The organism is Amycolatopsis sp. CFH S0740, from assembly GCF_004522315.1.
Classification (GTDB): domain Bacteria; phylum Actinomycetota; class Actinomycetes; order Mycobacteriales; family Pseudonocardiaceae; genus Amycolatopsis; species Amycolatopsis nivea.
In genome coordinates, this window is record NZ_SDLS01000038.1 from 65,156 (window position 1) to 88,821 (window position 23,666).

General features: G+C 68.7%; 20 protein-coding genes. 9 read left to right on the plus strand and 11 right to left on the minus strand.

Annotated elements, in window-relative coordinates; translation table 11 throughout:
* The first annotated feature begins 124 nt into the window (after positions 1-124).
* The gene (locus EIZ45_RS40210; RefSeq protein WP_240690905.1) at positions 125-1,624 is read left to right on the plus strand and encodes an FAD-dependent monooxygenase; all 1,500 of its coding nucleotides are present in this window, start codon (positions 125-127) and stop codon (positions 1,622-1,624) included.
* 241 nt (positions 1,625-1,865) lie between these two features.
* Positions 1,866-5,549: a multifunctional oxoglutarate decarboxylase/oxoglutarate dehydrogenase thiamine pyrophosphate-binding subunit/dihydrolipoyllysine-residue succinyltransferase subunit gene (locus tag EIZ45_RS40215; RefSeq protein WP_081684879.1), complete on the plus strand. Its 3,684-nt coding sequence runs from the start codon at positions 1,866-1,868 to the stop codon at positions 5,547-5,549.
* A 195-nt stretch (positions 5,550-5,744) separates the two neighbouring features.
* On the opposite strand, the gene EIZ45_RS40220 is transcribed toward EIZ45_RS40215, so the two are convergent.
* Entirely contained in the window at positions 5,745-6,194 is a 450-nt protein-coding gene (locus EIZ45_RS40220) for a nitroreductase family deazaflavin-dependent oxidoreductase (protein WP_043832861.1), read from the minus strand.
* A 150-nt stretch (positions 6,195-6,344) separates the two neighbouring features.
* Between EIZ45_RS40220 and EIZ45_RS40225 the strand changes: the two genes are divergently transcribed.
* Entirely contained in the window at positions 6,345-7,583 is a 1,239-nt protein-coding gene (locus tag EIZ45_RS40225) for an FAD-dependent oxidoreductase (protein WP_240690906.1), read from the plus strand.
* 59 nt (positions 7,584-7,642) lie between these two features.
* Positions 7,643-8,842 (plus strand): MFS transporter, encoded by a 1,200-nt coding sequence (locus tag EIZ45_RS40230; RefSeq protein WP_134668728.1) that lies wholly within the window; start codon positions 7,643-7,645, stop codon positions 8,840-8,842.
* On the opposite strand, the gene EIZ45_RS40235 is transcribed toward EIZ45_RS40230, so the two are convergent.
* Entirely contained in the window at positions 8,735-9,262 is a 528-nt protein-coding gene (locus EIZ45_RS40235) for a hypothetical protein (protein WP_205670264.1), read from the minus strand. The two genes, EIZ45_RS40230 and EIZ45_RS40235, sit on opposite strands and share 108 nt — an antisense overlap.
* Before the next feature lie 69 nt (positions 9,263-9,331).
* On the opposite strand from EIZ45_RS40235, the gene EIZ45_RS40240 reads away from it, so the two are divergent.
* Positions 9,332-9,859, plus strand: coding sequence for a GNAT family N-acetyltransferase (locus tag EIZ45_RS40240; RefSeq protein WP_037817220.1), 528 nt, complete (start codon positions 9,332-9,334; stop codon positions 9,857-9,859).
* A gap of 49 nt (positions 9,860-9,908) precedes the next feature.
* Here the strand turns inward: EIZ45_RS40240 and EIZ45_RS40245 are convergent, their stop codons facing one another.
* Genes EIZ45_RS40245 through EIZ45_RS40260 form a run of 4 tightly spaced genes read right to left on the minus strand, consistent with a single transcriptional unit; the run spans position 9,909 to position 13,280 of the window.
* Positions 9,909-10,802 carry an ABC transporter substrate-binding protein gene (locus EIZ45_RS40245; RefSeq protein WP_037817221.1) on the minus strand — a complete coding sequence of 298 codons (894 nt, stop codon included), beginning with the start codon at positions 10,800-10,802 and terminating at the stop codon, positions 9,909-9,911.
* Positions 10,799-11,503: an ABC transporter permease gene (locus tag EIZ45_RS40250; RefSeq protein ID WP_037817223.1), complete on the minus strand. Its 705-nt coding sequence runs from the start codon at positions 11,501-11,503 to the stop codon at positions 10,799-10,801. The genes EIZ45_RS40245 and EIZ45_RS40250 overlap by 4 nt, the downstream gene beginning before the upstream one ends.
* Complete coding sequence (locus EIZ45_RS40255) at positions 11,500-12,192, minus strand: ABC transporter permease (protein WP_043832869.1); 693 nt, start codon at positions 12,190-12,192, stop codon at positions 11,500-11,502. Before EIZ45_RS40255 ends, EIZ45_RS40250 begins: the two co-directional genes overlap by 4 nt.
* A complete protein-coding gene (locus EIZ45_RS40260; protein ID WP_043832871.1) occupies positions 12,192-13,280 on the minus strand; it encodes an ABC transporter ATP-binding protein in 1,089 nt (362 codons plus the stop codon). The genes EIZ45_RS40255 and EIZ45_RS40260 overlap by 1 nt, the downstream gene beginning before the upstream one ends.
* Positions 13,281-13,377: 97 nt before the next feature.
* On the opposite strand from EIZ45_RS40260, the gene EIZ45_RS40265 reads away from it, so the two are divergent.
* The gene (locus tag EIZ45_RS40265) at positions 13,378-14,802 is read left to right on the plus strand and encodes a bis-aminopropyl spermidine synthase family protein (protein WP_134668731.1); all 1,425 of its coding nucleotides are present in this window, start codon (positions 13,378-13,380) and stop codon (positions 14,800-14,802) included.
* 652 nt (positions 14,803-15,454) lie between these two features.
* Here EIZ45_RS40265 and EIZ45_RS40275 read toward each other — a convergent pair.
* Together EIZ45_RS40275 and EIZ45_RS40280 are read right to left on the minus strand one after the other, a co-directional pair.
* On the minus strand, positions 15,455-16,330 hold the full coding sequence (locus EIZ45_RS40275) for a TIGR03620 family F420-dependent LLM class oxidoreductase (protein ID WP_134736109.1): 876 nt from the start codon (positions 16,328-16,330) through the stop codon (positions 15,455-15,457).
* 107 nt (positions 16,331-16,437) lie between these two features.
* Entirely contained in the window at positions 16,438-17,619 is a 1,182-nt protein-coding gene (locus tag EIZ45_RS40280; protein ID WP_043832996.1) for an NADP-dependent malic enzyme, read from the minus strand.
* Between the two features lie 373 nt (positions 17,620-17,992).
* On the opposite strand from EIZ45_RS40280, the gene EIZ45_RS40285 reads away from it, so the two are divergent.
* Positions 17,993-18,601 (plus strand): dTDP-4-dehydrorhamnose 3,5-epimerase family protein, encoded by a 609-nt coding sequence (locus EIZ45_RS40285; protein ID WP_134668738.1) that lies wholly within the window; start codon positions 17,993-17,995, stop codon positions 18,599-18,601.
* Here EIZ45_RS40285 and EIZ45_RS40290 read toward each other — a convergent pair.
* Together EIZ45_RS40290 and EIZ45_RS40295 are read right to left on the minus strand one after the other, a co-directional pair.
* Positions 18,598-20,217: a GMC oxidoreductase gene (locus EIZ45_RS40290; RefSeq protein WP_134668740.1), complete on the minus strand. Its 1,620-nt coding sequence runs from the start codon at positions 20,215-20,217 to the stop codon at positions 18,598-18,600. The genes EIZ45_RS40285 and EIZ45_RS40290 overlap by 4 nt on opposite strands.
* A gap of 144 nt (positions 20,218-20,361) precedes the next feature.
* Complete coding sequence (locus EIZ45_RS40295; protein WP_134668754.1) at positions 20,362-20,838, minus strand: hotdog fold domain-containing protein; 477 nt, start codon at positions 20,836-20,838, stop codon at positions 20,362-20,364.
* Positions 20,839-20,924: 86 nt separating this feature from the next.
* On the opposite strand from EIZ45_RS40295, the gene EIZ45_RS40300 reads away from it, so the two are divergent.
* Positions 20,925-21,515 carry an acid phosphatase gene (locus tag EIZ45_RS40300; RefSeq protein WP_037816510.1) on the plus strand — a complete coding sequence of 197 codons (591 nt, stop codon included), beginning with the start codon at positions 20,925-20,927 and terminating at the stop codon, positions 21,513-21,515.
* Between the two features lies 1 nt (position 21,516).
* The gene (locus EIZ45_RS40305; protein WP_037816515.1) at positions 21,517-21,999 is read left to right on the plus strand and encodes a GNAT family N-acetyltransferase; all 483 of its coding nucleotides are present in this window, start codon (positions 21,517-21,519) and stop codon (positions 21,997-21,999) included.
* Between the two features lie 51 nt (positions 22,000-22,050).
* Here the strand turns inward: EIZ45_RS40305 and EIZ45_RS40310 are convergent, their stop codons facing one another.
* Positions 22,051-23,613: an alpha/beta hydrolase gene (locus EIZ45_RS40310; protein ID WP_240692047.1), complete on the minus strand. Its 1,563-nt coding sequence runs from the start codon at positions 23,611-23,613 to the stop codon at positions 22,051-22,053.
* Positions 23,614-23,666 lie beyond the last annotated feature (53 nt).

Below are 23,666 nucleotides of genomic sequence, written 5' to 3' on the forward strand. Positions count from 1 at the left end.
AGACCGCTCGGCTAGCGCTGAATCCCCAGCACAGCGCGTATAGCCGCGGACCCGCGCGGTGCTCCAGGCTTGTCCGTGCTGACAACACGGTGAGCACAGGCACGGACACATGGGGAGCACCGGGATGGATGTCGAGTACGACGTGGTGATCGTGGGCGGCGGCCCGGTCGGGCTGATGCTCGCGAGCGAACTCGGGCTGCGGCCCGGCCGGGTGCTCGTGCTCGAGCGGCTCGCCGAGCCGAGCGGGCAGTCCCGTGCGCTCGGCCTGCACTCGCGCACCGTCGAGGTGCTCGACCAGCGCGGCCTGCTGCCCCGCTTCAGCGAGGGCGCGCCGGTGTGGCCGAAGGGGCACTTCGCCGGCATGCGGCTGCTCGACCTCAGCAAGCTCAACGGGCGCCACACGTACGCGCTGATGGTCCCGCAGTCGCGCACCGAGGCGATCCTCGAAGAGCGCGCGCGGGAACTGGACGTCGAGATCCGCCGCGGGCACCGGCTCACCGAACTCGAGAACGGGCCCGACGCGGTGGTCGCCACCGTGACCGGCCCGGACGGCGAGTACCGGATCCGCTCCCGCTACCTCGTCGGCTGCGACGGCGGCAGCAGCCTGGTCCGCAAACTGGCCGGCATCGACTTCCCCGGCACCGCCTCCAACATCGACGCGATGCTCGCCGACGTCCACCTCGACCAGGTGCCCGACGGCCCGCACCTGGCCCGCTGCAAGGGCGGCGTGTTCGGCACGGTCCCGCTCGGCGGCGATCTCTACCGCGTCGTGTCGGTCGAGTTCCGGCCGCCGGCCGCGCACCGCGACGACCCGGTCGAACTGGAGGAACTCGCCGCCTCGGTCAAGCGGGTCACCGACCAGGAACTCCCGATGCGCGACCCGGTGTGGCTCTCGCGCTTCGGCGACGCGACCCGGCAGGCCGCGCAGTACCGCAAGGGCCGGGTCATGCTCGCAGGCGACGCGGCGCACGTGCACTTCCCGGCGGGCGGGCAGGGCCTCAACACCGGCATCCAGGACGTGGTGAACCTCGGCTGGAAGCTCGCCGCGGTCGTCAACGGCAGCCCGGACCAGCTGCTCGACACCTACCACGACGAACGCCACCCGGTCGGCGCGCGCGTCTGCTTCAACACCCAGGCCCAGCTCGCCCTGATGGACCCGCGCCCGGAGATCGGCCCGCTGCGCGAGCTGTTCGGGACGCTGATGGAGTTCGACGAGGTCAACCGCTACCTCGCGGAAATGATCACGGCGCTCGACGTGCGCTACCCGACCTTCCCCGCCTCGGACCACCCGCTGGCCGGGACCCGCGTTCCGGAGTGGTCCATCGTCGTCGACGGAGCCGCGACGACCACGATGAAGCTCCTGCACTCCGGCCGCGGCGTGCTCGTCGACCTCACCGACGGCCCCGCCGTCGCCCGCACCGCCGCGCCGTGGCTCGACCGGCTCGACCTCGTGTCCGGCACCCCGTGCACCAGCGAGGTCCCGGCCGCCTTCCTGCTCCGTCCGGACGGGCACGTCGCCTGGCTCGCCGAAAGCCCGGACACCGATCCCGCCGATCTGCGCGAAGCCCTGCGCGCGTGGTTCGGACCAGCGCCGGTGCGTTCGCTGCCCGCCGCGGCGAGCTGACGCGAGGGCCGGCGCTGTGTCCGGGATCACCCCAAACCGGCCGAGGTGACGGCATTCGGCCCTTGCGACGCGTACGGTGGGCCCTGCTGTCTGTCAGGCTGGGCCTCTCAACCGATCCAGACAATGACCTGTCTCACGAGCGTCCAGGTGGCGTGTTTCGGGCCACCGGCAGGGGACTAGCCTGGCGGTCAGCAGATGCTTGTGATATCGGATCGAGAATGGATAGAGGCGAGAGCCAGCCGTGGCCAGCAGCAGTCCCGCATCGCAGTTCGGTGCCAATGAGTGGCTCGTCGAAGAAATGTACGAGCGGTTTCTCGCGGACCCCCAGTCGGTAGACGCCGCCTGGCACGATTTCTTCGCCGACTACAAGCCCACTCCGGGCGGCAACGGCACCCAGGCGGAAGGGAACGGGGAAGCCAAGGCGGCCCCCGCCGCCAAGCCCGCCGCCCCCGCCGCGAAGGCCCCGGCGGCTCCGGCCGCCAAGGCAGCGCCCGCCCCGGCGGCCAAGGCCCCGGCCAAGCCCGCCCCGGCCGCGAAGCCCGCGGCTTCCGCGCCCGCCAAGTCCGCTCCGGCGAAGGACGCCGAGCCGGAGTCCAAGCAGCTGCGCGGCGCCGCGGCGGCGATCGCCAAGAACATGGACGCCTCGCTTTCCGTGCCCACCGCGACCAGCGTGCGCGCGGTCCCGGCGAAGCTGATGGCGGACAACCGCATCGTCATCAACAACCACCTCAAGCGCACCCGCGGCGGCAAGATCTCCTTCACGCACCTCATCGGCTACGCCATGGTGCGGGCGCTGAAGGACTTCCCGAACATGAACCGGCACTACAAGCTGATCGACGGGAAGCCGTTCGCGATCACGCCGGAGCACGTCAACTTCGGGCTTGCCATCGACATGAAGGGCAAGGACGACTCCCGCACTCTCGTCGTGGCCTCCATCAAGGCCACCGAGAACATGACCTTCATGCAGTTCTGGCAGGCCTACGAGGAGATCGTCAAGAAGGCCCGCACGAACAAGCTCACCGCGGACGACTTCGCGGGCACCACCATCTCGCTCACCAACCCGGGCGGCATCGGCACGAACCACTCGGTGCCGCGGCTGCAGGCGGGCCAGGGCGCGATCATCGGCGTCGGCGCGATGCAGTACCCGGCGTCGTTCGAGGGCACCAGCGAGAAGACCCTGGTCGACCTCGCGGTCAGCAAGATCATGACGCTGACCTCGACGTACGACCACCGCATCATCCAGGGCGCGGAGTCCGGCGAGTTCCTGAAGCGCATTCACGAACTGCTGCTCGGCGAGGACGGCTTCTACGACGACGTCTTCACCAGCCTGCGGCTGCCGTACGAGCCGATCCGCTGGGTCGCCGACATCCCGGACGGCCCGGTCGACAAGACCGCGCGCGTCATGGAGCTGATCGAGGCGTTCCGGATGCGCGGCCACCTGATGGCCGACACCGACCCGCTGAACTACCGCCAGCGCAGCCACCACGACCTCGACGTGCTCAGCCACGGCCTGACCCTGTGGGACCTGGACCGCGAGTTCGCCGTCGGCGACTTCTCCAGCCGCGAGCGGATGAAGCTGCGCGACATCCTCGGCGTGCTGCGCGACTCCTACTGCCGCACGGTCGGCATCGAGTACACGCACATCCTCGACCCCGAGGAGCGGCGCTGGATCCAGGAGCGCGTCGAGGTCCGGCACACCAAGCCGGAGCCGTCCGCGCAGAAGTACATCCTGTCGAAGCTCAACGCCGCCGAGGCGTTCGAGACCTTCCTGCAGACCAAGTACGTCGGCCAGCGGCGGTTCTCGCTGGAAGGCGGCGAGACCCTGGTCCCGCTGCTGGACACGGTGCTCGACAAGGCCGCCGAGGCCGAGCTGGACGAGGTCGTCATCGGCATGCCGCACCGCGGCCGGCTGAACGTGCTGGCGAACATCGTCGGCAAGCCGATCAGCCAGATCTTCCAGGAGTTCGAGGGCAACCTCGACCCGGGCCAGGCGCACGGCTCCGGCGACGTGAAGTACCACCTCGGAGCCGAGGGCAAGTACTTCCGGATGTTCGGCGACGGGGAGACCCGGGTGTCGCTGGCGTCCAACCCGTCGCACCTGGAGACCGTCGACCCGGTCCTCGAGGGCATCGTCCGCGCCAAGCAGGACGTCCTCGACAAGGGCGGCGAGGGCTACACCGTGCTGCCGGTCCTGATGCACGGCGACGCGGCCTTCGCGGGCCAGGGCGTCGTGGCCGAGACCCTGAACCTGGCGCTGCTGCGGGGCTACCGCACCGGCGGCACCGTGCACGTGGTCGTCAACAACCAGGTCGGCTTCACCACCGCGCCGGAGCACTCGCGGTCGAGCCAGTACGCCACGGACGTCGCGAAGATGATCGGCGCGCCGGTCTTCCACGTGAACGGCGACGACCCCGAGGCCGCGCACTGGGTCGCGAAGCTGGCGGTCGACTACCGCCAGGCGTTCCACAAGGACGTCGTGATCGACCTGATCTGCTACCGCCGCCGCGGCCACAACGAGGGCGACGACCCCTCGATGACGCAGCCGGCGATGTACGACATCATCGACACGAAGCGTTCGGTCCGGAAGATCTACACCGAATCGCTGATCGGCCGGGGCGACATCTCCGTCGAAGAGGCCGAGGCCGCGCTGCGCGACTTCTCCAGCCAGCTCGAGCACGTCTTCAACGAGGTGCGCGAACTCGAGAAGCACCCGGCGAAGGCGAGCCCGTCGGTCGAGGGCGAGCAGCAGATCCCGGCGAAGGTCACCACCGCCGTGTCGCGCGAGGTCGTCGAGAAGATCGGCGACGCGTTCGTCAACCTGCCCGAGGGCTTCACCCCGCACCCGCGGGTCAAGCCGGTCATGGAGCGCAGGCACAAGATGTCGCGCGAGGGCGGCGTCGACTGGGCGTTCGGCGAACTGCTGGCGTTCGGGTCGCTGGCGCTGGAAGGCCGTCTCGTGCGGCTGTCCGGCCAGGACTCCCGGCGCGGCACGTTCACCCAGCGGCACTCGGTGTTCATCGACCGCAAGAACGGCCAGGAGTACTCGCCGCTGCAGCACCTGGCCGACGGCCAGGGCCGCGTGATGATCTACGACTCGGCGCTGTCGGAGTACGCGGCCGTCGGCTTCGAGTACGGCTACTCGGTGGCGAACTCCGAGGCGCTGGTGATGTGGGAAGCGCAGTTCGGCGACTTCGTCAACGGTGCGCAGACCGTGATCGACGAGTACATCTCCTCCGGCGAGGCCAAGTGGGGCCAGCGCTCGGACGTCGTGCTGCTGCTGCCGCACGGCCACGAGGGCCAGGGCCCGGACCACACGTCCGGCCGGATCGAGCGGTTCCTGTCGCTGTGCGCGGAAGCGTCGATGACCGTCGCGGTGCCGTCCACCCCGGCGAACTACTTCCACCTGCTGCGCCGGCACGCCCTCGACGGCATCCAGCGTCCGCTGATCGTCTTCACCCCGAAGTCGATGCTGCGCAACAAGGCGGCGACGTCGACGGTCGAGGACTTCACCGGCCAGAGCCGCTTCATGTCGGTGATCGACGATGCCACGCAGGACCCGGCGAAGGTCCGCAAGGTGCTGCTCACCTCGGGCAAGCTCTACTGGGAGCTGGTGGCCGAGCGCGAGAAGCGCGGCGCCGACGACGTCGCGATCGTGCGGATCGAGCAGTACTACCCGCTGCCGAAGAAGAAGCTGCTGGCCGCGGTGGAGCGCTACTCGAACGCCAGCCAGATCGCGTGGGTCCAGGAGGAGCCGGAAAACCAGGGCGCGTGGCCGTTCTTCGGCCTCAACCTGCCCCGGAAGTTCCCGGAGTTCTTCACCGGCCTCGACGTGGTGGCGCGCCGCCCGATGGCCGCCCCGTCGGCGGGTTCGTCGAAGGTGCACGACGTCGAGCAGAAGGCGCTGATCGCCAAGGCGTTCGACTGATCCTCAGTTACGCAGAAGGCCGCCGCGGGACTCGTTCCCGCGGTGGCCTTCGCCGTTCCTGGGCCTGGCGAGTTCTCACCGGCATCAGGTCCGTGAGGGCCACCCTGAGGGAATCTGATTCCCTCAGGGTGGCCCTCACGGACCGCCACGCACGGCCGCACCCCGGCCGACTCCGCCACCCGGCCTTCGCCGTTCTCAGATCGTTTCCACCCGAAAAACCGCGATCTTCCCCGCGGCCGCTGCCACCCCGTCCGGCGTCGGCGACTCCGCCAGCCCCGTCGTGACGTAGCGCCGCCCCACGCTCGGCGGCCCGTCCGCGACCACCTCCCGCAGCACCGGCCCCCGCTCCGCGACCGGCAGCTCCGCGAACCGCACCCGTCGCGATCGCCGTCCCCGCGACAACGTGCCCTCCCCCGCCGCGCGGACGTTCGCCACCCACGCCGCCTTCGGGAACGCCTGGATCAGGTACTCCCCGCCCTGGACTTTCAATACCGCCAACGGAAACGTCCGCGGCTCGCCGCTGCGCCGTCCCGGGACGGTGAGCAGTTCCATCGGCCCGAACGCGAGCCCCGCGCGCTGGAGGGCGGTGATGACCCGGTTGATCGTGTTGACCTTGCGCCGGTATCCGGCTGCCTTCGTGTCCATGCCCCCGAGCGTACGCCAACTTGTATGAGTTTCATACTTTCTGGCATTCATAGATATACCTTCCGGGTATGCCCGGGGTGCCGGATAGGCAGTGGCGACGTCACCGCCGGACCCAGTTCACTGGGTGCCAAACACCCGAGGAGGGCTGGAGTGCACTACGACGTCGTCGTAGTCGGAGGCGGTGCTGGGGGTATCGCCTCCGCTGCCGGGGCGGCGCGCACCGGGGCGCGGGTGCTGCTGGTCGAGCAGTACCCGTACCTTGGCGGCGCGGCGACGATCAGTTCCGTTCTGACCCTCTGCGGTTTCTTCGACCAGACCGGCCAGCAGGTCGTCGCGGGCGTCGGCGAGGAGGTGCTGCGGCGGCTGCGGCACCGGGGCGCCTACGAAGAGAAGACGATGGGCTGGACCGGCAACAAGATAGTCTTGCTCGACCTGGAAACCACCAAACTGGTGTACGACGAACTGGCCGCCGACGCCGGCGTGGACGTCCTCCTGCACACCAAACTCATCGGCGCGCAGCGGACGCACGGCGTCGTCACCGAGGTCGAACTGCACCACCGCGGCGGCCGGGAACGGGTCACCGCCGGTGCGTTCGTCGACGCCAGCGGCGACGGCGCGCTCCTGGCCGCCGCCGGAGCCGCCGTCCGCGTCGCCCCGTTGCGCGACCGGCAAACCAGCACGCTCGTCTGCCGGTTCTCCGGCGTCCCCGAAGACGCGGACCTCTCGCGCGAGGGCCTGCGCGCCGCCGTCGCCGCGTACCAACGGGAAACCGGCGTCCAGCTGCCCCGCGACTACGGCATCGCTGTGCATCTTCCGTTGACCCGCAACGTAATCGCCCTCCTGGTGGACGAACAAACCGACGTCCTGGACGCCGCCTCGCTGAGCCGCGACGAAGCCAACGCGCGACGCCAGGCATGGCAATACCTGGACGCCCTGCGCAAACACCTCGCCGGCTGGTCGTCGGCGCGCCTCGAAGAGACCGGCCCCCAGCTAGGCATCCGCGAAGGCCGCCACCTGGTCGGCCGCGAACAGCTCACCGGCCGCGACGTCCTGACCGCCCGCAAACGCCCCGACGTGTCCATCGGCCGCTGCGGCTGGCCGATCGAAGACCACGCGGGCCCCGGCGTCACCCGCTACGAACCGATCGCCGACCGAGGCTGGTACGACCTCCCCTACGGCGCGATCTGCTCCGCCGACACCGCGAACCTCTGGGCAGCCGGCCGCCTGACTAGCTCCGACGACGACGCGTACGCCTCCGTCCGCGTCATGGGCACCGCCTTCGCGACCGGCCACGCCGCGGGGATCGCCGCCGCCCAGTACGTCGGCGGCCGAGCCCACGACGTCCGCGCGATCCGGGCCGAGTTGCACCGTCAGGATGCCTTGGCTTGACCCGCGACCGCCGGTAACGGGAACCTTCCCTGATCATCCGTCAGGTCGAAGGAGGCCCCATGCCGAGCCGCTATCGCTGGGTCGTCCTGCTGCTCTGCTGGGCTGTGTTCACGATGACCTCGGTGGACCGGTCGACCTGGGGCCCGGCGTCCTCGGCGGTCAGCGATTCGCTCGGCGTCCCGCTGGCCGCGCTCGGGATCTTCGCCACCTGCTACTACATCGGCTACGTCATCTCGAACACCGCCGGCGGCTTCCTCTCCGACTGGCTCGGCAGCCGCGCGATCCTGGGCATCAGCTCCTTCGTCGCGGGCGCGCTCATGGTGGGATTCGGCTCGACCACGTCCATCGCCTGGGGCCTGGTCCTGCAAGCTCTGCTGGGCCTGTTCGCCGGAGTCGACTTCTCCGCCGGACTGAAGCTGATCACCACCTGGTTCCGCCCGGAGGAGCACGGACTCGCGAGCGGCATCTTCATGACCGCGACGTCACTGGGCACGGTCGTAGCCAACGCCGTCGTGCCGACGCTCGTGAAAACCAGCGGCTGGCCCGTGTCGTACCACCTCTTCGGCGGCGTCACCGTCGTACTCGGCCTGCTGTGCCTGGTCTTCATCCGCAACGGCAACGCCTCCACGTTCACCCGCCGCGGTTTGCCGGACCCCCGCCCGCTCTTCCGCAACCGCGACCTGCTGCTGCTGGGCTTAGCCGGTTTCGGCGGCCTGTGGGGCACCTACGGTTTCGTCACGTGGTCCAACACGCTGATGATCCGCGGCGAACACATCGACCCCGTACGGGCCGGTGTAGTCCTGGTCATCTTCTCCGGCACAGCGGTAGTGATCAAACCGCTGATCGGCTGGCTCACCGACAAAATCGGCCTGGGCAGGCGAATCCCCATCATCGCCGTCCTCATCCTCTTCGGCGGCGCTCTGCTGGTCTTCGGTTCCCTGAGCAGCTACAGCGCTTTCCTAGTGGTAGCCCCGATTCTCGGCATCGGCGCGTACGCCTACAGCCCGCTGACCGCCGCCATGATCCCCGCGTTGACCGGCGTCCGGCTAGCCGGTTCCGCCGCTGGCGCGGTGAACGCCTTCTGGCAACTGGGCAGCGTCATCGTGCCCGCCGTCGTGGGCCCGGTCTTCCACGCGACCGGCTCGTTCTATTCAGCGTTCCTCACCCTGGCCGCCGGACCGCTCGTGGGAGCCGCGGTCCTCCTCTTCATGCGAGACGACCGCCCGGCCCGGATCGCTCCCCAAACCGTCACGGCCTAGCACCGGAAACTCCGCCTCGATCGCCGCCAACCCGTCGATGATCGCCGGCAGCTCAGACTGATCGAGCTCGCCGATCCGAAACGACAGCCGGTTCCCTCGCCCGTCGATCGCGGTTCCCTCGACCTCAACCCGCCCGGATTTGGCGACGGTGACCGTCAGATCGAGCCACTCCTCCATCGACGTCAGTCGAGCCACCCCACCGAAGTCGGCATACGCCTTCGCCAGCTGCTCCCGGAAACTCCGCAACTCCTCGGCCCGCAACCCAGCGGGCACCCGCGCCGAAAACCCGCCGACCGCCAGGTCAACCGGACTGAAAAGCCAGTTGCCGTCCCAGAAATCGACCGCCCCCGCATGCATCCGCCCCAGCACGTCGATCACCAGCCGATCGCCGTGCGCCGCCCCTATCGCCACCTCGCTCATCACCCCCACTCTAATGCGGCCCGCCAAAATGAATTTCCTCTCAAGCCGCCGCTCAGGGAGACTGGGCGCATGCAGATCCGCCAGTCGACCGCCGCCGACGCACCAGCGATCCATGCTGTGCACACCGCCGCGTTCCGCGTCCACAATCCCGATGTCACCGGCGAAATGCCGGAAGCGAAACTAGTCACCGAACTCACCGCCGACGGCGATCTGCTCCCCGCCCTCTCGCTAGTCGCCGTCCGCGACGGAGAGGTCATCGGCCACGCCTGCTCCAGCCCAGGCCGCCTAGGCGACGACCCCAACTCCGCCATCGGCTTCGGCCCGCTAGGCGTCCACCCCGACCGCCACCGCGGCGGCGCAGGCTCAGCTTTGGTCCACGCAACGATCGGCGCCGCCAACGCACTCGGCTACCGCCTGATCGTGCTGTTGGGCGACCCAGGCTACTACTCCCGCTTCGGCTTCGTCATGGCCGAAAAGCTCGGCGTCACGCCGCCGGTACCGGAATGGGCACCGCATTTTCAGGCGCTGCCGCTGGCCGCGTACACCCCGGAAAACCGCGGCGCGTTCCGCTACGCGGCGGCTTTCGACCGGCTCTGAGCCGGTAGCCCTCGTGAGTGGCGAATCCGGTTAGAACCGGCAACGCCACTCACGAGGCCGCCAACCCGTTCCGCCGCAAGAACTCCTCAGCGATATCCTTGGCGTTCCGCTTCTCATCCGTGTACTGCACGTTCAGCTCGGTCAACTGCTCCGTAGTCAACGCCGCCGAAACCCGGTTCAGCGCTGCCGTTTCAGCGGCATTCAACGTCCCCCGCGACACCAGCGGCACGATGTTCTGCGCCGGGAACATGTGTTTGTCGTCCTCCAGCGGCACAAACCCGTTGGACGCGATAGTCGCCGACGTGCTGAACAGGTCCGCCACCTGCACCTCGCCCGACTTCAACGCCGCCACCGTCACCGGGCCGCCGGTGTCCGTCGTGCGGATTTCCTTGAACTCGCACCCGTACAGCTGCTTGATCCGGTCCTTCCACCGGCTGCTCCACTGCCCCGGCCCGCCCATCACCAGGTCTTTGCAGCGCGGTCCCAGATCAGAAAAGGTCTTCACCCCGGTGGCCGCGAGTTCCTTGCCCACCACGAGCAAATCCTTGTCCTGCGCGGGCGACTGGTCGAGAACCTCGAATCCGCCCGGGATTTTCTGCTTCAGCTGCGCGTAGACATCTTCCGAAGTCGTCGCCGGGGTGTTCTTGTCGAAATACCGCAGCAGGTTCCCGGAGTAGTCCGGCACCACGGACAAAGACTTGTCCTGCAACGCTTTCACCACGACCTCGCGGCTGCCGACCGGCGGTCGTACCGTCACGTTGTGCGCGCCGACATTCCGCAAAGCCCCGGCATAAATCTGGGCCAGCAAAGAACTTTCCCCGACATCCGACGCGCCGATGATGATGTCGCCGGTACTGCCGCCCTCACCGCCGCCGGACAGCGGGTTTCCGCATGCCGACGCCAGCAGCGCCAGTCCGGCCACCAGGATCCCCCACCGTTTCACGCTGCTCCTCCCGCGGCCGCTGCCCGGCCGGACGCTGCTTGCGCGGCCAGCCGGACTCCCTTGGGCACCAACGCCCGCTGTGCGGCGGCGAGCAGCAGGTCGACCACGATCGCCAGCAACGCGGTGAGAATCGCGCCCGCGACGACCTCGGTGTAGTCCAAAATGGCCAGTCCGTCGAGCAGGAACCGGCCGAGGCCGCCGAGACCGACGTACGCGGCTACCGCGGCCGTCGCGATCAGCTGCAGGACCGCGTTGCGAATTCCGCCCAGTACCAACGGAAGCGCGATCGGCACCTCGACTTGCCACAGTCGTTGCCAGCCGGTCATCCCGATGCCTTGCGCGGCGTCGACGACATCGTGCTCGGCCGCCTGCAGACCGGCGTACGTGCCTGCCAGCACCGGTGGGATCGCCAGCACCACCAAACCGATGATGGTCGCGGTGGTGCTTTCGGTGAAGAGCAGGAACAGGAATGTCACGAGCCCGAGCGTCGGCAGCGCGCGGATCGCGTTGCCCACCCCGACCAGCACGACGCCGCCGCGGCCGGTGTGGCCGACGAACAGTCCAATCGGGATCGCGATCACCAACGCGATGACCAGGGCCAGCGCGATGTAGCCGACGTGCTGGGCGAGCCGGGCGAGAATGCCGCCCGTGCCCTGCCAGTTCGCGGCGGTGGTGAACCAGGTGAAGACGTCGCCGATCATCCCGCCACCTCCGCGGCCGGCGCGCGACCCGCTCTCTCCCAGGGCGTCAACAGATTGCGCAGCAACACCAGCAGCAGGTCGACGATCAACGCGAGCAGCATCGTCAGCACGATCCCGACCACGATCGGCGAAAAGTACTCCCGCTGGAACCCGTCGGTGAACAGCACGCCGAGCGCCCCGGTCCCGATCAGCGCACCGACGCTCACCAGGCTGATATTGCTCACCGACGCCACCCGAACCCCCGCCGCGAGCACCGGCACCGCGAGCGGCAGTTCGACGCTGAAGAACCGGCGCGGCCCGCGATATCCGATCGCCGTGGCCGCCGCGACGATGTGCGGCGGCACGGCTTCGAGCGCGTCGAGCACCGGACGCACCAGCAGCGCGGTGGTGTAGACAGTCAGCGCGACGATCACGTTGACGCTGTCGAGAATCTTCGTCCCGATAATCCCGGGGATCACCACAAAAAGCGCCAGCGACGGAATCGTGTACAGCAGATTCCCCACCACCAGCAGCACACTGCGCGCGGGCCGCCAGCGATGCCCCAGCCAGCCGAGCAGGATCGCCAGCACGATGCCCGCGACCAGCGGGACCAGCGCGAGATAGATATTCTCGAGCAGATTGGCGAGGATTTCGCCGCGGTTGTTGGAGCTCGACAGATACCGGCCGAGTTCGCCGAAGAAGTCGCCCATCAGGACGCCTGCGGGGAGGCCTCGATTACATCCAAGACCTGGTGCGCGACCACCGTCCCGAGCACGCGGTTCTCGTCGTCCACCACGACGCCGAGACTGGCCGGCGACGACAGCGCCGCGTCGAGCGCCCCGCGGATCGGCGTGCCCTGCACGTACAGCGATCCGCCTGCCACGAGGTCGGTTTCCGCCAAGGGGCCGTCCACTGTGGAGCCTGGCGGAAGCCAGCCGCGCGGCTGCTTCTCGTCGTTCACCGCGAGCAGCCAGCCCTCCGACGGACCGCCGATCTTGCTGCCGAGGTCGATCGTCCGAGCCGGCGAAACCTCGACGCCGCTCGCCGGAAGAAACGAAAGCCCGCGATACCCGCGGTCCCGGCCGACGAACGACGCGACGAAGTCGTCCACCGGATGCCGCAACACCTCGGCCGGTGTCCCGTACTGCGCGAGCTTCCCGCCGACGCGCATCACCGCGACCTTGTCCCCGAGCCGCACCGCCTCGTCGATGTCGTGCGTGACGAACACGATTGTCTTGCCCAGCTGGGATTGCAGTCGCAGCAGCTCGTCCTGCAGTCCTTCGCGGACCACCGGGTCGACCGCGGAGAACGGCTCGTCCATCAGCAACACCGGCGAATCGGCGGCAAGCGCACGAGCCACGCCGACGCGCTGCTGCTGCCCGCCGGACAGCTGCGCCGGATACCGCTTCCCCAGTTCCGTCGGCAGGCCGACCGTCTCGAGCAACTCGGCCGCCCGGGCGCGCGCCTTGCGTTTGTCCCATCCGGACAGCAGCGGCACGGTCGCGATGTTGTCGAGCACTGTCCGGTGCGGAAAAAGCCCGGCGTGCTGGATCACGTAGCCGATGCCGCGGCGCAGCACCGCCGGATCGCCTTCGCTGACGTCCTTGCCGTCCAGCAGCACCGCGCCGGAGGTGGGCTCGACCATCCGGTTGATCATCCGCAGCGAGGTCGTCTTGCCGCACCCGGACGGACCGACGAACACCGTGATCGTGCCGTCTTCCACGGTGAGCGAGAGGCCGTCGACCGCGACCGTGCCGTCCGGATAGCGTTTGACGACGTCTCGGAATTCGATGGTCACAGACTTCTCCCCACGTCCTGGTGCAGAGTCCGACGGTAGCCCACTCGCGCGGCCTTGGCAGCCTGTCCCGCAGCGTGGCCGACTACCCTCGGACCCCGTGACCGCCCTAGACGACGTCCTCGCCGCACATGGCGCCGCCGTCCGCCCGCTCTACGAAGTGCTGACCCTGCTCCGCAGCGGCTCGTACGAGCTGGCCGACCTAGTGCGGCTCACCGCCGCCCCGCGCCGAAGCGTCGAAGACCTTCTCGCAGCGCTGGAACCGGACCTGGAACGCTCCCCCGCAGGCGTCCGCATCGCCCCGGCCGCACGCGCCACCTACGCGTCTTACTCCCTGCCGCCCCTGCCCGACCCCCTCGACGCCGCAGTCGCCGCCCAACCGGCCCTGCTCACCATGCTGGCCGAACGAATCGCCGCCGTCCCGCCCCCGCTCGCCGCTCTGGACCACGTGCAAGCGACCCCGGAGACCGTGCTGCGCCGCGCGTTGTGGCTGAACTCCCGCTACGACCTCCGCCGCAGCAAGGTGCTCTTCCTCGGCGACCACGATCTGACGTCGCTAGCCGTGCGCGCGGTGTGCCCGGAAGCGGAACTGTCCGTAGTGGACCTGGACGAACGCGTCCTGTCCTACCTGGACACCACCGGCGAACGCACCATCTTCACCGCCCACGCCGACCTGCGCGTCGGCCTGCCCCCGGCCCTGACCGGCAAAGCAGACCTGGTCTTCAGCGACCCGCCCTACACGCCGGAAGGCATGGGCCTCTTCGCCGCCCGCGCGGTGCAAGCCTTGCGCGAACCCACCGAAGGCCGAATCCTCCTGGCCTACGGCTACAGCCCACGCCACCCCGCGCTAGGCGCGCAAGTGCAGCGCTCCCTCGCCACCCTGGGCCTGACCTACGAAGCGATCCTCCCGGACTTCAACCGCTACACCGGCGCCCAAGCAATCGGCAGCGCGGCTGACTTGTACGTCTGCCAGCCGACCACGAAGGCGAAGAAATCGTTCGCCCGCAAGGGAAGCTCCGCCATCTACACGCACGGCCCGCAATCAGTCGAATCAGCCGGCACCAAACCGGGCCTCCTGGCGGCCGCCCGAGAAATCGCCTCCGAAGGCGGCCTGGCCCTGGAAACGCGCCCCGTCGGCTGGGCCACGTCGGGCCCCGAAGGCGATGCCGTCGCCATGGACCTCACCGCCGACCCAGGCCCCTGGCTACTGCGCACCCTGCTGGGCACGAACGCCCGACGCCTGGCGCTGCTGCTGCCGAACAACCACCCCGACCTCGCGGACGCAGCCGCCCAAGCCGCCCTGACCGCACTGGTCGCGGACAAGTACCGCCTCCGCCTGCTCCGCAGCACCCCCGACAACCGCCACGCGATCGTCGCCGCAGACCTGGTCGACCACCCGTCCGAACTGCTGACCCGCGCACACGCGAGGCTGGCTAATGCGGCATTGAACGTCCCAGAGGATTTGGCGGACCTACGCCTGGTTGACGTCCCCCGACACCGCCTAGTGGAACTGCTCCCAGGCTGACCACTCCGCCGCTGCTGGGCGGCCAGGTTGAAGCAGCTGGAGCGGCCAGATTGAAGACCCAGTAGCGGCCAGATTGCAGTCAACCTAGCGGCCAGATTGACGGCAGTGCAGCGGCCAGACTGCGCTATCCGCCCGCTGACCAGCGCAATCGCTTCTCGCTCGCCGCCCCGGGCTCGCGCGCGATCACTGCTTCCGGCAATAGGTCGTGAGGGCCACCCTCATTGACTATGACTCCCTCAGGGTTCCCCTCACGACCGTCGGCGGGCCGTGAGGGGCTCCTTCAGAGACCCAGATTCCCTCGAGGAGCCCTTCACGGACCACACCACACCGCCCCGCCCGCCGCCCCGGGATGCGCCCCAATGTGGCATTGGGTGCATCCCACGCACCGAACGCCACATTGGGTGCGTCACATGCACCCAATGCCACATTGGGGCGCAAGCCCCACCACGAACGAAACCGCCACCGATGCACCCAACTCGAAGTGCACCCACACCACCCCCGCACCCCGATACGAAGCTCCCCTGCGGTCTGGGGTGGCTTGTCAAGGCATCTTTCCCGCCTTGACAAGCCACCCCAGACCGTCAGCACAATCAAGCTTCGGGGTGCCCCACGGCACGCCAGAGAGCAATGTCGCCGCCAGGCGACGAGCCGACTAAAACAACTCCCCAGCCAACCCCCGATAAACCCCCACCACCTCATCGTCATAAACCTGCAATCGCACCCCCGGCAACCCAGGATGCAGCTGATACTTCTCCGTAACCACCTGCACCACAACATGATCCGCCCCAGCCGCCCGATGCTCCCCCAACCGAGCAGCGACCGCGGAAACATCCCCCAACGCCACCAAATCGTCAATCAACCGATCAGACCCAGACCCGGCCAAATCCTCATCCGAATACCCCAACCGCCGCAAATTGCGAGTGTAATTACCCAACCCCAAATAAGGATTCTCCACCCGCCCCCGAGCCACCCTCCGAGCCCGAACCAGATCCGAACCCACCACAACCTTCTGCTCCGGCGCCAAAAACCCACCAGGACCCAACACCGTCCGAGCCACCCGAGTATGCCGAGGCGGAACCAAATAAGGCACCACCCCGCCAGCCCGCTCCGCAGCCAACTCCAACATCCTCGGCCCCAGCGCAGCCAACACCCGCCCGGAAATCGGCACCCCACCGGCATCCAGCACATCAAGAAACCGCCGTACCGCATCCATCGGCCGCTCATACCCCGCCGACTGCTCCCGATGCCCAGCCCCGATCCCGAGCACAAACCGCCCGGGAAACCGCGAAGCCACCCGCTGATAGGACTCAGCCAACACCGCCGGATCCCCCGACCACACATTGACGACGCTCGACCCCACCACCAACGACTCGGTAGCCGCCAGCAGCTCGTCAATCCCAGCCAGATCCACCCCAGGCCCGCCAAGCCACAACGCCGAATACCCCAACTGCTCGATCTCGGCAGCCATCGCCGGAGTAGTCAACGCCCCGACCTGCCACACGCCGTACCCACGCAATCCGATCTCCATGAGAACCACCGTGGCGACGAAAAAATGGACTGGCAAGTCCAAAAGAAGCCCACAAAGAAGGGCTCCCCGGCACCAGAAAGCCGGAGAGCCCTTCCCCAAGAAAAACCTCAGCCAGTCACGCCGTCCTGCTCAGCCGCCTTGGCCACCGCGGCCGCCACCTCAGGCGCGACCCGCGGGTCCAGCGGACTGGGCACGATCCGGTCCGGCCCCAGATCATCCGAAGCCACCGCCACGATCGCCTCCGCGGCCGCCAGCTTCATGTTCTCCGTGATCGCCCGAGCCCCAGCATCCAACGCCCCCCGGAACACCCCGGGGAACGCCAGCACGTTGTTGATCTGGTTCGGGAAATCACTGCGCCCGGTAGCGACAATCGCCGCGTGCTGCGCGGCGACCGCCGGGTGCACCTCGGGGTCCGGATTGGACAGCGCGAACACGATCGAGTCGTCCGCCATCGTCGACAGCAGGGACGGGTCGATCGTCGCCCCGGACAGCCCGAGGAACACGTCCGCTCCGCGCAGCGCCTCGGCGAGACCGCCGGTGAGCCCGGCCTTGTTCGTCGTCTCGACCAGCTGCCGCTTGATCGGGTTCAGGTCGTCGCGCCCGGCGTGCACGATGCCGCGCGAGTCGAGCACCGTCACGTCCGCGACGCCTGCCGCGAGCAGGATCTTCGCGCAGGCCACCCCAGCCGCGCCCGCACCGGAGACCACGACCCGCTCGCCGGCGATGTCGCGGTCGAGCACCAGGTTCGCGCCGCGCAGGGCGGCGAGGGTGACGATCGCGGTGCCGTGCTGGTCGTCGTGCATGACCGGGCAGTCCAGCGCCTCCTTGAGCTTGTCCTCCAGCTCGAAGCAGCGCGGCGCGGAAATGTCCTCGAGGTTGACCGCGCCGAACGACGGGCGCAGCCGCACCAGGGTCTCGACGATCTCGTCGACGTCGGTCGTGTCGAGCACCAGCGGGATCGAGTCCAGCCCGCCGAAGGTCTTGAAGAGGACCGACTTGCCCTCCATGACCGGCAGCGACGCGCTCGCGCCGATGTCCCCGAGGCCGAGCACCGCGGTGCCGTCGCTGACCACTGCCACGAGCCGGTCCGCCCAGGTGTACCGCTTCGCCTTGGCCGCGTCCTCGGCGATCGCGCGGCTCACCTTCGCCACGCCGGGCGTGTAGGCGATCGAGAGGTCGCGCGGGTCGGAGATCGGCCGGGTCGCCGCCACGGAGAGCTTGCCGCCCTCGTGCCCGGTGAAGATCTCGGCGTCGGTCACGGCCGCGACGCTGCTGGCCTGGTCGGTCATCGGAGAACCTGTCGTGGGATCGAGGGAAGCGGGCGGATGGGTCTGGGTCATCGAACGTACTCCTGGGACTGCGAGCGGGGGACCACCTGGTCGACGGGCGAGCAAGCGCCCGTCGAGAGTGGGAACTCGTCCTCCGGACGGCAGCCCAGCGCGGTAGCGCCGGCCTGTCGGCGAGGCGTCTGCGCGGCCATCCGATCCGTGGGGTGTGGCGATGGCCGCCGACGCTGCGGTCCGTCAATCATGACAGGCCCCCGGTCGGCCCCGACCCCTCGGTGCGGCTCATGTCACAGATTCGCGATTCCCAAGACGTCCGTCCGGTTTCGGAAGCAGTTCCGTTCCGGGTCCGGGAAACGCACTCGATAGGGTGGCCGCCATGGACTTCCGCCCGCTCAAGGTCTCCGGCGCGTTCGAGTTCCTCCCGCGCGTGTTCCCCGACGAACGCGGACTGTTCGTCGCGCCCTTCCAGGAAGAGGCGATGGTCCGCGCGACCGGGCATCCGCTGCGGGTCGCGCAGACGAACCACAGCGTTTCGCGCGCGGGCTCGATCCGCGGCGTGCATTTCGCCGACACTCCGCCGGGCCAGGCGAAGTACGTCTACTGCCCGGGCGGGTCGCTGCTGGACGTGGTGGTGGACCTGCGCGTCGGCTCGCCGACGTTCGGCGAATGGGACGCGGTGCGGCTCGATGCGGCCGAGTTCCGCGCGGTCTACGTGGCGGAAGGCATCGGGCACGCCTTCATCGCGCTGGAAGACAACACCGTGATGGCGTATCTCTGCTCGGAGCCGTACAACCCGGCGGGCGAGCACGGCATCAACCCGCTCGACCCGGCGCTGGACCTGCCGTGGCCGGCCGGACTGGCCCCCATTGTGTCCGAAAAGGACAAAGCAGCGCCGACCCTGGCCGAAGCGCTCGACCAGGGCCTGCTGCCGTCGTACGCCGATTGCGTGGCGTACTACGAAAAGCTGCGGTCGGCGCACCGCTAGACGCGCACGCCGTCCTCGGCGATGACCCGTTCGATATTGCGCTCGGCCAGCGCGGTGATCGTCACGAACGGGTTCACGCCGGTGCTGCCCGGAATCAGCGAACCGTCCGTCACGTACAGGTTCCGGTACCCCTTCACCCGGCCGTAGTCGTCGGTCGCTTCGCCGAGCACCAATCCGCCGAGCGGGTGGTAGGTGAAGCGGTTCTCGAACGCCCGCGTGTCGCCGAAGAGGTCGTAGCGGTAAATCGTGGAGTTCGCCTTGTTGATCCGGTCGAACAACGATTTCGCCGCGTCGATCGAGGGCTGCCCCTGGTCCGGCGACCACTGCAGTTTCGCCGAATCGCTGGCCGCGTCGTAGGCGAAATGGCCGCGTTCGGGGTTCTTGGTGATCGCCAGGTACAGGCTCGCCCACGTTTCGAGCCCGGCGGGCACCGGCGCGATCTCGGCGAACACCGGATGCGTCGGGTTGTCCCAGTCGTCGATGCCGAGCGCGGGCATTCCCGCTTCGAGGCTGCCGGTCGTGTCCCACACGTGGTTGGCGCGGCCGAGCATCACGTTGCCGTTGGTGCCCCAGCCCTGGCCAACCGCCTCGGACAGCCGCGGCAGCCGTCCGGTGTCGCGGGCGCGCACCAGCAGTTCGGTCGAGCCGAGGCTGCCCGCGCCGAGGAACAGGTACTTCGTGGAGAGGTGCTTGGTGGCGAGCACATTGCCGAGCGCGTCGGACTCGCGCACCACCAGCGTGTACGTGCCGTCCTGCTGCTGGATGATCTCGCGGACCTCGTGCAGCGTCTGGATGGTTACGTGCCCGGTGCCGAGCGCGGCGGCGAGATACGTCTTGTCCAGCGAGCGTTTGCCGTGGTTGTTGCCGTAGATGACCTCGGACGCGAGCGCCGAGCGTTCGACCGTGCCCGCCTCTTCCTTCTTCATGTACTCGAAGTCGTAGACGCTCGGCACGAACGTCGTCTTCAACCCGGTTTTCTGCGCGGCTTTCCGGGAAACGCGCGCGAACTGGTACGACTTGCAGGTCTCGAACCAGTCCTCGTCGATGTGGTTCACGCCGAGGCCCGCGTTGGCGCGCGGGTAGTACTTGCCGTACATCTCGTCGGCGTTCACCCTCGGCAGGATTTCCTCGAAGTACGAACGCTTCGGCTGCACCGCCATCGCGCCGTTCACCAGCGATCCGCCGCCGACGCCGCGCCCGACGTACACCGACATCCCGCCGTAGTTCACCCGGTCCAGCACCCCGGCGTACGGATCGATGTCGTGGTTCGCGACGTCCAGCCACAGGAAGGACGCGAGCGGCGCTTCAGTGCGCTTCTTGAACCACATCGACCGCCGGTCCGGCTTCAGCATGTCGCAGAAGACCTTGCCGTCCGGGCCCGGTTCGTTCCACAGCTGGCCCATTTCGAGCATCACCGTGGGCACGCCCGCCTCGCCGAGCCGCAGCGCGGTGACCGCCGCGCCGTATCCGGTGCCGATCACCACCGCGGGCGAGTAGTCCGGCAGCGGCGCAACGGTCGCGGCACGCGCGGTCGTCGCCGAAATGCTGGTCAGTCCAAGGGCCGCGGCGGAGTTCAGCGCGGCGAGGCCGAGAAATCGGCGACGGTTGAGGGGCATTCACGCATGCTGACCTGGTGCGCCCGCACTGACAAGACCCGACGTGAACGGTGTTCGCATTTGCCCAGTAAACGGCGTTAAGTTCACTCGGCTGGGGTAGTGCGCCTCGTGAGTGGCTATGCCGGTTCTAACCGGCATAGCCACTCACGAGGACTTGCGCGGCGTGACCCACACCGTGATCGTCGCGGTGACCACCTCGGTCCCGCGCGCGTCCACGATCCGCACCGGAACGGGAAGATCGAATCCCTGGTCGCCGAACTCGGGGATCTCCGGCAATTCAGCGATCGCCCGCAGCCCGGTTTCGGCTTTCGCGACGTACCTCACTTCCATGCCCTTGGGCAGCCACCGGTGCGTGGCCGGCACGGTGGCCTCGGCCAGCATGCCCATCGCGATCTCGGCGAGGTTGCAGGCGGCGATCGCGTGGAAGGTCCGGATGTGGTTGTGGACACCCCACCACTTCGGCGCGGTCACCGAACAGTGGCCGGGACGGATCTCCCGGATGCTGGGCAGCACGGTGCCGAAGTAGGGCACGCGCAGGCACATCGCGGCGGAAAACAGCTGCTTGCCGCCCGGTTTCGCGGCCAGTTTGCGCCACAGCCCGTACGTCGACGGCGTACCCATCGGCACCTCCCAGGTGAAGTTACTCACCAGTAGCCTTGCACACGACGAACCTGCCGGGCAAACCCGCCCCGGCTATATTCGGCCGCGTGGCACATCGGCTCTTTCTTCTCCGGCACGGCCAGACCGAATGGTCGTCGAACGGCAAGCACACCGGGCGCACCGACATCCCGCTGACCCCGGCGGGCGAGGACCAGGCGCGCGCGGCGGGCGGCACCCTGCGGACCCTGCTCGGCGGGCCCGGGCTGGTGCTTTCCAGCCCGCGCGGCCGCGCGCTGCGCACGGCGGAACTCGCCGGCCTGCGCGTGGACGAGGTCACCGAAGACCTGGCCGAATGGGACTACGGCGACTACGAAGGCGTCACCACGCCGACGATCCGCGAGACGGTTCCGGACTGGACCGTCTGGACCCATCCCGTCCCCGGCGGCGAAAGCGCGGACGACGTGCAGGCGCGCGCGGACAAGGTGCTCGACCGCGCCCGGCGCGAAATCGAGAACGGCGACGTCGTCCTGGTCGGGCACGGGCACTTCAGCCGCGTACTCGTCGCGCGGTGGCTCGGCCTTCCCGGCACCTCGGGTGTCCACTTCGGACTGGACCCGGCCGGTCTCGCGGTGCTCGGCGACGAGCGCGGCGAACCGCAGATCGAACACCTGAACCTGCTGCCCGCGTTGGAGGGATGAAGTGACCGACCCCCGCGTACGGCGGATCCGGCCGGAAGACGTCGACGCCGTCGTGGAGCTCGTCTACGCGCTGGCCGAGTACGAACGCGCCCCGCAGGAATGCCATCTCACCGCAGAGCAGCTGCACGGCGCACTGTTCGGCGAGGCCCCGGCGCTGTTCGGCCACGTGGCCGAAGTGGACGGCGAGATCGCCGGATTCACCTTGTGGTTCTTGAACTTCTCGACTTGGCGCGGCACGCACGGGATCTACCTGGAAGACCTGTACGTACGCGAGGAACAACGCGGTTCGGGCCTCGGCAAGGTGCTGCTGGCGACGCTGGCCGCGGAATGCGTGGACAAGGGTTATCACCGGCTGGAGTGGTCGGTGCTGAACTGGAACCCGGCGGTCGGGTTCTACCGGGCGCTGGGTGCGCTGCCGCAGGACGAATGGTCGGTGTACCGGCTGACTGACGAACCGTTGCAGGTGCTGGCCAAAGAGGCGTGAGACTCGTGCGCGCCCAGGCCGGTTAGAACCGGCTTAGGCGCGCACGAGCTTTTACGGCGTGGGCAACGGCAGCCCCGGCAGGCTCTGGTCCCTCGGCACCACCCCGCCGACCAGGTAGTCATCGACCACCTTGTCCACGGCCTTGTTCCCGCCAATTCCGTAGATCCCGTGGTCGCCTTCCCCGGTGACGGTCAGCATGCGCGAGTTCTGGAACGCGGCGTGCGCCTTCCGGGCACCTTCGATCGGCGTTGCCGGGTCGTGCTCGGACTGGACGATCACCACCGGCGGCACGCCTTTCCCGTTCAGCACCGGCATCGGCCGCGGCTGCCCCGGCCAGAAGGCGCAGACCTGGAGCCCCATCCACAACGAACTGTGCACGGTCACGCCCTGGTCGAGGTACTCCTGCGACCGGCGGATCAGCGACTGCCGGTTGCCCTTCCACGGCCCGTCGTTGCACAGGGTCGTGATCAACGTCGACACCATCGCGTCGTCCGCACCGGCCTGAACCGCAACGCCCATCGGACTGGTGTTCTTCGCCTCCGACAACGTCTTCCCGAGCGCCGCGCGAGCGTCGTCCTTGAGCTGTGCCGAAGACCGCGCGTCGGTCAGCGTTTTGACCCGGACCAGCACGGTCGCGATCGTCGGGAACTGGCTCTTGGCCTTGAGCGCGCCGACGATGAAGGAGTCGAGCGCGACCGCGCCGAGCTTCGTGCCGTTCACCTCGACCGGCTCGCGGGTCAGCGCGTACCGGACGCTTTCGTAGGTTTGCCGGGCCGCCTCGCCGGTCGTGCCGAAGTGGTACTTGGCGTCGTAGCGGGCCAGCCACGGCAGGAAATCCTGCCGCCAGCGGCGTTCGTAGCCCGCCGGCTGGAAGTCGAACGACTGCTGCCAGGAGCCGGTGAACTGGGTCGAGGAATCGAGCACGAACCGGCCGGTGTGCTGCGGGAACTGCTGGGCGTAGTGCGCGCCGAGCCAGGTGCCCGCCGAGTACCCGACCCAGTTGATCCGGTCGCGGCCGAGCAGGGTGCGCAGGAGGTCGAGGTCCCGGACGTTCTGGAAGGTGCTGATCAGCGACCCCAGCTCGCCCGAGGCCCGGTGGCAGGCGGTCGCGACGTACCGGACCGCGTCGACGATCTGGTTCAGATTGCGCGGATCGCGGTCGCGGGGATCGAGATCGGCTCCGGTGTCGGCCGCGCCGCCGCAGGTGACGTTGGTGCTGCGGCCGGTGCCGCGGGTGTCGATGCCGATGATCTCCTGGTGCTCGCGCAGTTTGCCCTGTCCCCGCAGCATCGCCGGGAACCAGCGGCCGGCGCCGCCGGGACCGCCCGGGTTGGTGAGCACCGACGCCGTCGTGGCCCCGGTGGATTTGAGCCTGCTGATCGCGATGGTCAGGTACTGCCCGTCGTCCGGACGGTCCCAGTCCCGGGGCGTGCGGTAGGCGGAGCATTCGAGGCCCGAGATGTCGGTGCCCGGTGGCAGGTCGGCCAGCTCGCCCGGCGCGCAGGCGTGCCAGTCCAGCGCCTGCCCGGCGTAGCGGGCCGGGATCGCGGCGGCGTCCGCGGCCGCGGGCAATGCCCCGGCAAGCAGCCCGCCCGCCACCGCGGTGCTGGTCACGACGAGACGCAGTCTCTGAACTGGCCCCCGAAAGTTGGACTGGCTAAGTGAAG